This window comes from Clostridium sp. (assembly GCF_036643715.1).
In the GTDB taxonomy this organism is placed as follows: Bacteria; Bacillota; Clostridia; order Clostridiales; family Clostridiaceae; genus Clostridium.
In genome coordinates this window covers 1-10,304 of record NZ_JAVXRL010000075.1, presented here as the reverse complement: position 1 = coordinate 10,304, position 10,304 = coordinate 1, and the positions used below count along the sequence as shown (strand labels likewise).

Here is a 10,304-nt window from a genome sequence, read left to right as displayed (position 1 = left end):
ATAGCAGCTTTATGCTCTTCAGTTGAATCTTCTTTAGAGAATGCTTCTCTAAATACTTTGAATCCTTGAATTACAACTGTTGGTAAGAATGCTAATAGATAAACTAGTCCTATTTGAGTTCCTGTAAGAGGAGATACTTCAAATAGTGTTTGTAGTGGCTTAACAAATAGTACTAAGTTTAGAAGGACTGCGCCACCTAAAAATGCATATAATGAATATTTGTTACTTGTTAAACCAAGTTTAAATATTGAAGCTTTACCACGACAGTTAAATCCGTGGAATAATCTACCTAAGCAAAGAGTAGAGAATGCCATAGTACTTGCAACAGCAGCTCCACCAGCATTAAGACCTATGTGGAATGCAACTAAAGTGAATATAGCTATAATTAAACCTTCAACACCTACAGCAGTTATAAAATCTTTTGTTAAAATAGATTCTTTACTATCTCTAGGCTTTTCATTTAGAAGATCTTTTCTAGGCTTTTCCATACCAATTGCAATAGCAGGTAAACTATCAGTTAATAAATTAATAAATAGTAAGTGTACAGGCATAAATGGTACTGGAAGTGCAAATATTGAAGCATAAAGTACAGCAAGTATTCCAGAAGTATTACCTGAAAGTAGGAATCTAATTGAGTTCTTTATGTTTGCATAAACATTTCTTCCGTTAGTAATTGCTTTTACTATTGTTGCAAAGTTATCATCAGTAAGTATCATAGATGCGGCATCTTTAGAAACTTCTGTTCCTGTAATACCCATAGCAATTCCTATATTAGCTTGTTTAAGAGCCGGAGCATCATTAACACCGTCACCAGTCATAGCAACAATTTTTTCTTTGTTTTGCCAAGCTTTTACGATTCTTATTTTATGCTCAGGAGAAACTCTTGCATAAACAGATATATGATCTAGTTTTTTCATTAGTTCTTCTTCGCTCATTTTATTAAGTTCTAAACCACTAATTGCCATATCCCCATCTTGAAGTATTCCAATTTGTCTAGCAATAGCAGAAGCAGTAATCTTATGGTCACCTGTAATCATTATTGGTTTAATACCAGCTGTTATACAATCACGAACAGCTTCAGCAGATTCAACTCTTGGTGGATCGATCATTGATATTAATCCTAAGAAAGTATAATTATCTTCATCTTCTAAAGTTAAATCACGTACACCATCTAGCTCTTTATAAGCAAAAGCTAAAACTCTTAAACCATTTTGAGAAAGTTCCATATTTGTATCTATAATATTTTGTTTATCTTCTTCTGTAATATTACGAACGCCATCTTTTGTTTTAATAGAAGTAACTCTATTTAAAAGAACATCGAAAGCACCTTTTGTGAACATTATTGTTTTATTATCAATAGTATGAACAGTACTCATAAGCTTTCTATCTGAATCAAAAGGAATTTCTTTTAATCTTTTAAATTCATTTCTAATAACAAGTTCCTTTAATCCATAAATATGAGCAAGATTTACTAAAGCAACTTCAGTTGGATCACCAAGTTCTTTTCCATCAACAGAAGTTGAGTCATTACATAAAACAGCAGCTTTTAATAAGTAGTCCTCAACTGGATTTAATAAATCTATACTTTCAGATTTTATTAAAGCATTATCAACGTATATTTCTTTAGTTGTCATCTTATTTTGAGTAAGAGTACCAGTTTTATCAGAACATATTATTGAAACAGAACCAAGTCCCTCAACAGCTTTTAATGACTTGATAATAGCATGTTCTTTTGCCATCTTTTGTGTTCCAAGTGCAAGAACTATTGTAACTATTGAACTTAATGCTTCTGGAATAGCAGCAACTGCAAGTGCAACAGCAAACATTAATGAATCAAGTATTGGAGTATTTCTATAAACACTTAATCCAAATACGATAGCACAAATAATTAATATAGCGATGGCAAGCTTCTTAGAGAAGTCATCCATACTTATTTGTAATGGAGTTTTCTTTTCTTGAGTTTGCTCCATTAAAGTAGCAATTTTACCAAGCTCTGTGTTCATACCAGTTGTAGTAACAACAACTAAAGCACGTCCATAAGTAACAAGAGAACTAGAGAATACCATATTCTTTTGGTCTCCTAAAGCAACGTCTTCTGAGTTAATAAGTTCGGAAGTTTTAGTTACACTTTCTGATTCACCAGTTAGTGAACTTTCATTTACTTGAAGTGAGAAGTTTTCTATAACTCTACCATCTGCAACAACTAAGTCACCAGCTTCAAGAACAAGTATGTCCCCAGGAACTATATCCTTTGAAGGAACTTCCACCTTTACACCATCTCTAAATACTTTAGCATTTGGTGCAGAGAGTGCTTTTAAACTATTTAAAGATTGTTCAGCCTTAACATGCTGTACTGTTCCAAGAATTGCATTTAATATAATAACTGCAAATATAACAATTGTACTTTCTACATTTCCTGTAGCAATTGATATAATACCTGCAATTACTAGGATTACAACTAATAAATCTTTAAATTGCTCAAAAAATACACCTATCGTACTTTTTTTCTTTTTTTCATTTAAGGCATTTTCACCATATTTTTCTCTATGGTCTTTTACTTGTTTATTTGTTAATCCATCTTTTGATGTTCCTAAATCAGTTAAGACATCTTTGATTGATTCATTAAAATAAGTTTTCATAAATCCTTCTCCTTCCAAAATTCAATTTTTTTAAAATATAAAAAAAGAGACTTTTAATATAAATTTCGAAATAAAATATTTCGTAACTTATATTAAAAGTCTCGTAACCACGCGGGTATATAACACCAGGCACAACATATCATACCGAGAATGTTGATGTTATATTTAAAACTACTCCCTTTTAAACTATTAAGTTTATTACATTAAGAATAAATCTACTAAGGTGAAAAGTCAATAGTATAGAATAAGATTTAACATAGATTATACATTCAGTATAGTACATTATATGTTTGAAAGTGAATAGATATTAAAAAACAATATTAATATATTGAGTATATAGTTGATTAATAGATTTTATTGCACAATGTTTTAATAGTTAACATAGAATACACTATAGTATTACATGGAGTTGAAAATGTGTGATATACGGGCTTATTTTAGCTGGAGGTAAGGGTAGTAGGTTATATCCTTTATCTAGATCCGAAAAACCAAAGCAATTTTTAAAAGTTTTTAATGATAAAAGTTTTTTGGTTAATACTGTTGAAAGGATCACTCCTTTAATAGATAAGAAAAATATATACGTAGTTACTAATCAAGACTATAGAGAAAAAATAGAAGAGGAACTTAAGGACTTAGAAAAAGATAATATTATTACAGAGCCTATGAATAAGGAAACTGCTTAGTTTATGATTAAGGTAGTTCTTTTTAAATTTAAAATTAAGAATTAAAAATTTAGCATTTTAAAGTTTTAAAACCCCACATTTTAGATTAAAAAACCTTAATTAAACAATAAAAATATATCGAATAACAATAAAAATATATTGACTTTCATTAAAACAGGTGTTAAATTATAATTAAATTAATTGATGGAGGTAATACGATGAAAAAAAATATTTTAAATTTAATACCATTTATGATTACAATAGGATGCATAATAGCTTTTAATATTATAGGTAGTAAAGTTCTAAGTGATGGAACACTTGTTGAACCTTTTTATTTAATACCAATTGGATACTTGTTCTTTTTTATTGGTATAATAGGCTTATGTATAAGAATGTTTTTCTCTTTCAAAAATAAAAGAACAAAGATAGAATACTAAATTTAATTTGAATATATTATATGTTAGAGATTGGAGGTAATATTTATGAAGTGCTTTAATTCAAAAGTTTTAAATAATATTGTACTAATCGGTATTATTTTAACTATATTGGCACTCTTAGCAATGCCAGTCGTATTAACAGATATATTAAAGATGGATTTTGGAATTAGTGAAAGCAGCGTAGCAATTAAATTATCAATAGGGATATATATATGTGCAATACCATATGTAATATCATTATTTTCATTAAAAAAACTATGTAAACAAATATCAATACAAAATCCATTTTCAAGAAATGTACCAAAATATTTAAAGCAAATATCAATATGTGCATTTAGTGAGATTTTAATATTTAATGTAGTACAACTAGTATTGTCTTACTTTTTTAATATATACTCATATGGAATAACGAGTATATCAGTAATAATAGTTTCATTTGTTTCTTTAGGGATAGGAATTTTTAGTATAGTATTAGGAAAGCTTTTTGAAATGGCTATCGAAATAAAAGAGGAAAATGATAAAACTATATAAGGAGAGTAATATGGCTATTATAGTGAATTTAGATGTAGTAATGGCAAAGCGAAAAATGAGTTCTACAGAGTTATCAAAAAAACTAGGTATTACAATGGCTAATCTTTCTATACTAAAAAATAATAAGGCTAAAGCGGTTAGGTTTTCTACTTTAAATGAGATATGTAAAGTGTTAGAATGTCAGCCAGGTGAAATTTTAGAGTATGTTGAAGAGGAAGAATGTTGTTGCAATATAGAATAACATAAAAGTAAAATATAGATAATATTAAAATAGAGCTTATAAAATGGACAAATGTGAAAAAAGTCTAATTATATAAGTTCTTTTTTTATAATAAAATTATTGAGTGAATAATAAGGAGAGGAAATATGAAAATAACAGACACGATATATGGAGAATTTAATATTGAACCGATTATTGAACAGCTTATTAATACTAAAGAAGTACAAAGGTTAAAAAATATCCATCAAGGTGGGGCAAGTTATTTAATTAATCCTAAGTGGAATGTTACAAGGTACGAACATTCAGTAGGTGCAATGTTGTTAGTAAAGTTAATGGGTGGATCAATAGAAGAGCAAATTGCAGCACTTCTGCATGATATTTCGCATACCGCATTTTCGCATGTTGTGGATTTTGCATTAGATAATAATGATGAAGATTATCATGAAAAAATATATGATGAAATTATAGAAGCATCTAATATTACTGAAATATTATTAAATAATGGATATGCTTATAAAGACATACTTTTTAATGAGTCAAAGTGGACAATACTTGAGAAAGCTGCCCCTAAGTTATGTGCAGATAGAGTAGATTACACTTTAAGAGATATGTATCATTATGGATTTATAACAGAAGAGGAAATTCAAAGGTTTTTAAACAATTTAATTATAGTAGATGGCGAAATGGTTATTACATCTATAGAAGTTTCAGAGTGGTTTACAGAAACATATTATAAAGAAGTAATAGGCTTTTTTATGAATCCACTAAATGTATATGCAAATGATAGATTGGTAAGAGCTTTAAAGATAGCATTGGAGTTAAAGGAAATTAGCTTAGATGATTTAAGAAAAGATGATACATTTGTGTATAAACTTCTTAAGAATTCTAATTCAAAAGAGATACAACATTTATTAAACTCAATAAATAAAAATGTAAAGTTAGTTGAAGATAGAGAAGACTATGATATATGTCAAAGGAATAAGCTTAGAATAATTGATCCAAGCATTGTTATTGATAATAAAGTTTTCAAAACATCAGATAAATCAGAGTTGGCAAAACAATTGACGGAAAAGGCATTACATAAAAATAAACAAGGGTTATTTATAAAAATAGTTTAATAACTTACGTAAAGAGCAATTTATATTGCTCTTTTTATTTATAAACTTAAGGTTTCGTAAGAATTTCTTATAAGTATTGTAAACTCTATTTCTTAAAATAAAAATATGTTATTTTAAAGGAGTAGAAGAAATGAAGAAAATGATTAAAAGAGTTATTATACTAATGATAATTGGTGGTGGTTTTATATATATGTTTGATTGTATAAAAGCTGATTCAGCAACAGTACAAGGAAAAGTATATAAACAAAATAGTAATACAGACTTAATGTTAGTAAATAAAAATCATAGGGTAGATAATGAATATAAACCTGAAAAGTTAATAGTACCAGATATCAAATTTAATGATGAATCTAATCTAGAAGAAAAACATGTATCAGATAAAATAGTAAAACCTTTAGAAAACTTAGTAAACAATGCTAAAAAAGAGGGCATAATTCTTATTGGAAACTCAGGATATAGATCATATAATTCTCAAAGAAAAACTTATAATAATAGAGTCAAATCACAAGGGAAAGAAATTGCAGATGAGTATGTAGCAAAACCAGGATTTAGTGAGCATCAGACAGGATTATGTATTGATATAACTAATGAAAGTAAATACTTTGTAAAAGGAACAAAAGAAGCAGATTGGCTTGCAGAGAATTGTTATAAATATGGCTTTATAATAAGGTATCCAGAAGGAAAAGATACTATAACAGGGATAGCACATGAGCCGTGGCATATTAGATATGTTGGGAAAAAGGTTGCTAAAGAAATATATGATAAAGATATAACATTAGAAGAATACCTTAATGTATAATATAAGAGAACAATATTAATATAGGGCTTAATTGTGGAGGGTTATATGAATAATAATATTCTTGTAGTAGATGATGAAAAAGAGATAAGAGAATTGTTAGAAATAAACTTAAAAAATGAGGGGTATAATGTTTTTAAAGCAGAAGGCGGAGAAGAAGCTTTAGAAATTTTGAATAAAGAAAAGATACATTTAATGGTATTAGATGTTATGATGCCTGATATGAATGGATTAGAAGTTTGTCAAAGGGCTAGAGAAAAGTATAATATACCAATTTTAATGTTAAGTGCTAAAGTGGAAGATATGGATAGAATACAAGGAATAATGACTGGTGCAGATGACTATGTATGTAAACCATTTAATCATTTAGAATTAACAGTTAGAATTAGAGCACTACTTAGAAGAGCATATTATTTAAATACTAGAATTCAAAACTCTGAAAATAGTATAAGTATTGAATCTATGATAATTGATAAAAATAAACATAAAGTAACGATAGAAAATAATGAAGTTAATTTAACTGCAAGAGAGTTTGAAATATTATATTTATTAGCAACAAATAGAGGTCAAGTTTTTAGTGGAGAAGAAATATTTGAAAAAGTATGGAAAGAAAGATATTATCAATCCAACAATACTGTTATGGTTCATATGAGTAGATTAAGAGATAAATTAGAACAATATATGGAAGGAAATAAAATAATTCATACTGTATGGGGAGTAGGTTATAAGATTGAAAAATAAAAAGGTTTATAAATATTGGCTTTCTTCAGTAATGGATATTGCTATTTCTGTAATTTTAACTTTTATTACTATTGGAGCAGTTGGCGAAATAATAAAATTTTTATATAGATACACTAAAATACAAATAGTAAATTATATTTGGAGATGGTTTAACATTCTTAGATATGATATTTTAGGACCTGATGTGTATTTATTTATTATAGTACCAGTATTTTTAATAATTTATCTTCTTGTTACATTCAAGAAAAATAAAAATTTAGTTCATATTATAAATGAAACAGAAATAATGTCAAAGGGTGATTTAGATAGGTTAATTGAGGTTAGGTCAAAAGGAGATATTGGGAAGTTAGCATATAATATAAATAGTATATCAAAGCAACTTAAAGAAAGAACTGTAGAAGAGAGAAAAGCACAGAAAACTAAAAATGATTTAATAACGAATGTATCTCATGATTTAAGAACGCCTCTAACTTCAATAATTGGATATTTAGAAATTATTGAATCTGATAAATATAAGGATGAAGTAGAACTAAGGTATTATACAGATATTGCATATCAAAAGGCAAAGAGTTTAAATTTACTTATAAATGATTTGTTTGAATTAACTAAAATGCAAAATAACGTAATTAATTTACAAAAATCAGAAATAAATTTAGTAGAGTTATTAGGGCAAGTAGTGGCATATTTCTCATGTCAATTTAAAAAAGTTAATATGGAATCAAGAGTTAATTTTTCAGAAGACAAATTAATAATAAGTGCGGATTCAGAAAAGTTAGTTAGAGCTTTTGAAAATTTATTATCTAATGCAATTAAATATGGTAAAGAAGGGTATTATGTTGATATTGCAACGAAATTTGAGGAGAATATGGCAGTAATACAAGTTATAAATTACGGTCAGTCTATTCCGGAAATAGATTTACCATATATATTTGATAGGTTTTATAGAGTAGAAAAATCAAGAAATAGTAATATAGGTGGATCAGGGCTTGGACTTGCAATAACTAAAAATATTATTGAATTACATGAAGGCAGTATAAGGGCTTATAGTGATATAAATAAGACTATATTCGAAATAAAATTGCCAGTTAAGATTGATGTGTAGATATGGAGTAAAAAATAATTATAGTAGAAAACTCTAGTTGCTATTAAATAGTGATTAGAGTTTTTATATTTAATGATAATTACTCCATTTATATAGTGTAAAAGTGAGAATAAACACTAAGCACTATCAATATAGTTAAATATAGAGTGTTTAATAGCAATAAAATGGGGGCAGATCAATGTGATTAATATATTTAATTATATTACTAAAGAGGAATATAACAATGCTTGTGATGATTTAAATAATGGGGTTATAAAAAATATATACAATGAAGATGGAATTGAGATAGATTTAAGAAAAGTTGGGAAAAAAGTATATAAGTTTATTGCTATATATGGGGAAGAGGATGCTAGTAGATGTATAGAGGATATGTATCATAGAAGGACAAGTTAAATTGTAGATATAAATAAGTATGTCATTTAGACATACTTATTTTAATAAAGAGGTGAATTAAATGGTCAGGGTTGCCTGTTTAGCGAGGGTAAGTACAATGGAACAACACTCATCTATAGATAACCAAAAAGAATTATTTGATAACTGGATTAAAAAAAATGAAGGATGCAAAATAGAGAAAGTTTATATTGATGAAGGTATAAGTGGAGCTAAAGGATATAAAAGAAAGCAGTGGCTTAAAATGTTAGAAGACGGAAAAAGTAGACAGTTTGATGTATTATTAGCAAAATCTTATTCAAGATTCGGAAGGAATCAAAGAGAAACTTTAGAGGCAATATCAATGCTTAGAGAAAATAATATAAGAATAATTTTTCTAGAAGATAACTTAGACAGTAAAATAGACTCTAATAAATTTGGATTATTTGCATGGCTTGCAGAGCAAGAAGCACAGAAAACATCAGAGAGAATTAAGATGGTTTGGGATTCTTATAATGAAGAGGGGAAAGTTCATGTATGTCTAGCACCTTATGGCTACGATTATGATGTTAATAAAAAGAATTTTGTTGTGAATGTAGAAGAAGCGATTGTTATAAAAAAGATATTTAATTTATATATTCAAGGTAATGGATTTAATAAAATAGCAAAAGTACTTCATGAAGAAGATGTTAGAACTAAACGAGGTGGAAAATGGTCAGCCCAAACTATCCGAATGATATTAACTAATACATTTTATTTAGGAATATTAACACAAGGGAAAACAAGAACATTAGATGTTACAATGGATGCTCAAATGAGAATAAAAGAAGAGGATTGGTATAAACATCTTAATAACCATGAAGCAATTATATGTGAAGAAATTTTTAGCAAAGCTCAGGAAGAGATTAAAAAGAGAAGTAATAAAAAAAAGAGATGTAGATATAGTAATAAAGCTTTATTTAGTAATATTATTAAGTGTGGTGAATGTGGTTCAAGTATGACTATAAAGAGAAAGAAGTCATTTAAAAATTTCAAACCATATTATCAATGCATTAAGTATGATATGTATGGAAAAGTTAGGTGTAATCATACTTCAAATTTCATATGGGAAGACATGTTGATTGAATATATAAAAAGTAAACTTGATATATTAGTTAAAAATAATTATAAAATTTTAAAAGAAAAATTAAAGTACCAAGGGAATATAAGCAACAAGGATATGCTATTAGAAGAATTAAGGAATGTAAAGAAGCAAATAGATAGAAATGTTATTGTCTCAAATAAATTATTAGAAAATTATACTGAAAGTATAATAAACGAAAATCAGTATATATTGCAAAATAAGTCTATAGCCAACAATTTAGATAATTTACTTAAAAGAAAAGAAGAATTAGAGAGTAAGGTTATAAGTTTTAAAGATTCTAAAGAAGGTGAAGTAGAGCTTATAGGAGGAATTGAGGATTTATTAGAAACTTCAGTTGAAAAGTGGAATAACGCAATGATTATGGCTGTTATTAATAAGATAAATATATATGTAGATGGCACTATTTGTGTGGAGTTTAAATATATAAAGAATGTATAGAAAAAAGTTAACAATGTTTAGAGTCAAAAATCTTTTTTTATAAATGATATTCAGTAAATTAAATAAGTAAATAATATTTTAGATAAAATAAGTTAATAAATAAGATA

At 27.2% G+C, this 10,304-nt stretch carries 10 protein-coding genes and 1 pseudogene; 10 read left to right on the top strand and 1 reads right to left on the bottom strand.

Translation table 11 applies throughout. The features are described from left to right. The coding region (locus RSF37_RS14270) for a cation-translocating P-type ATPase (RefSeq protein ID WP_332565056.1) at positions 1 to 2,639 on the bottom strand (2,639 nt) is incomplete at its 3' end. A 419-nt stretch (positions 2,640 to 3,058) separates the two neighbouring features. On the opposite strand from RSF37_RS14270, the pseudogene RSF37_RS14265 reads away from it, so the two are divergent. From RSF37_RS14265 to RSF37_RS14220, 10 genes and pseudogenes are all read left to right on the top strand, one after another. Further along, positions 3,059 to 3,319, top strand: a pseudogene (locus RSF37_RS14265) (sugar phosphate nucleotidyltransferase); the annotation flags it as partial. Positions 3,320 to 3,519: 200 nt separating this feature from the next. After that, entirely contained in the window at positions 3,520 to 3,738 is a 219-nt protein-coding gene (locus RSF37_RS14260) for a DUF3955 domain-containing protein (RefSeq protein WP_332565055.1), read from the top strand. A 45-nt stretch (positions 3,739 to 3,783) separates the two neighbouring features. Continuing rightward, positions 3,784 to 4,269 carry a DUF2975 domain-containing protein gene (locus tag RSF37_RS14255; RefSeq protein WP_332565054.1) on the top strand — a complete coding sequence of 162 codons (486 nt, stop codon included), beginning with the start codon at positions 3,784 to 3,786 and terminating at the stop codon, positions 4,267 to 4,269. A 10-nt stretch (positions 4,270 to 4,279) separates the two neighbouring features. After that, positions 4,280 to 4,510, top strand: coding sequence for a helix-turn-helix domain-containing protein (locus tag RSF37_RS14250; RefSeq protein WP_332565053.1), 231 nt, complete (start codon positions 4,280 to 4,282; stop codon positions 4,508 to 4,510). 125 nt (positions 4,511 to 4,635) lie between these two features. Next, positions 4,636 to 5,607, top strand: a complete 972-nt coding sequence (locus RSF37_RS14245) for an HD domain-containing protein (RefSeq protein ID WP_332565052.1) — start codon at positions 4,636 to 4,638, stop codon at positions 5,605 to 5,607. A gap of 130 nt (positions 5,608 to 5,737) precedes the next feature. Continuing rightward, positions 5,738 to 6,406, top strand: a complete 669-nt coding sequence (locus RSF37_RS14240) for a M15 family metallopeptidase (protein ID WP_332565051.1) — start codon at positions 5,738 to 5,740, stop codon at positions 6,404 to 6,406. A 45-nt stretch (positions 6,407 to 6,451) separates the two neighbouring features. Further along, entirely contained in the window at positions 6,452 to 7,144 is a 693-nt protein-coding gene (locus tag RSF37_RS14235) for a response regulator transcription factor (protein ID WP_332565050.1), read from the top strand. After that, on the top strand, positions 7,134 to 8,246 hold the full coding sequence (locus RSF37_RS14230) for a sensor histidine kinase (protein WP_332565049.1): 1,113 nt from the start codon (positions 7,134 to 7,136) through the stop codon (positions 8,244 to 8,246). The genes RSF37_RS14235 and RSF37_RS14230 overlap by 11 nt, the downstream gene beginning before the upstream one ends. A 180-nt stretch (positions 8,247 to 8,426) precedes the next feature. Then, on the top strand, positions 8,427 to 8,639 hold the full coding sequence (locus tag RSF37_RS14225; RefSeq protein ID WP_332565048.1) for a hypothetical protein: 213 nt from the start codon (positions 8,427 to 8,429) through the stop codon (positions 8,637 to 8,639). A gap of 61 nt (positions 8,640 to 8,700) precedes the next feature. After that, positions 8,701 to 10,197, top strand: a complete 1,497-nt coding sequence (locus RSF37_RS14220; protein WP_332565047.1) for a recombinase family protein — start codon at positions 8,701 to 8,703, stop codon at positions 10,195 to 10,197. Positions 10,198 to 10,304: the final 107 nt, after the last annotated feature.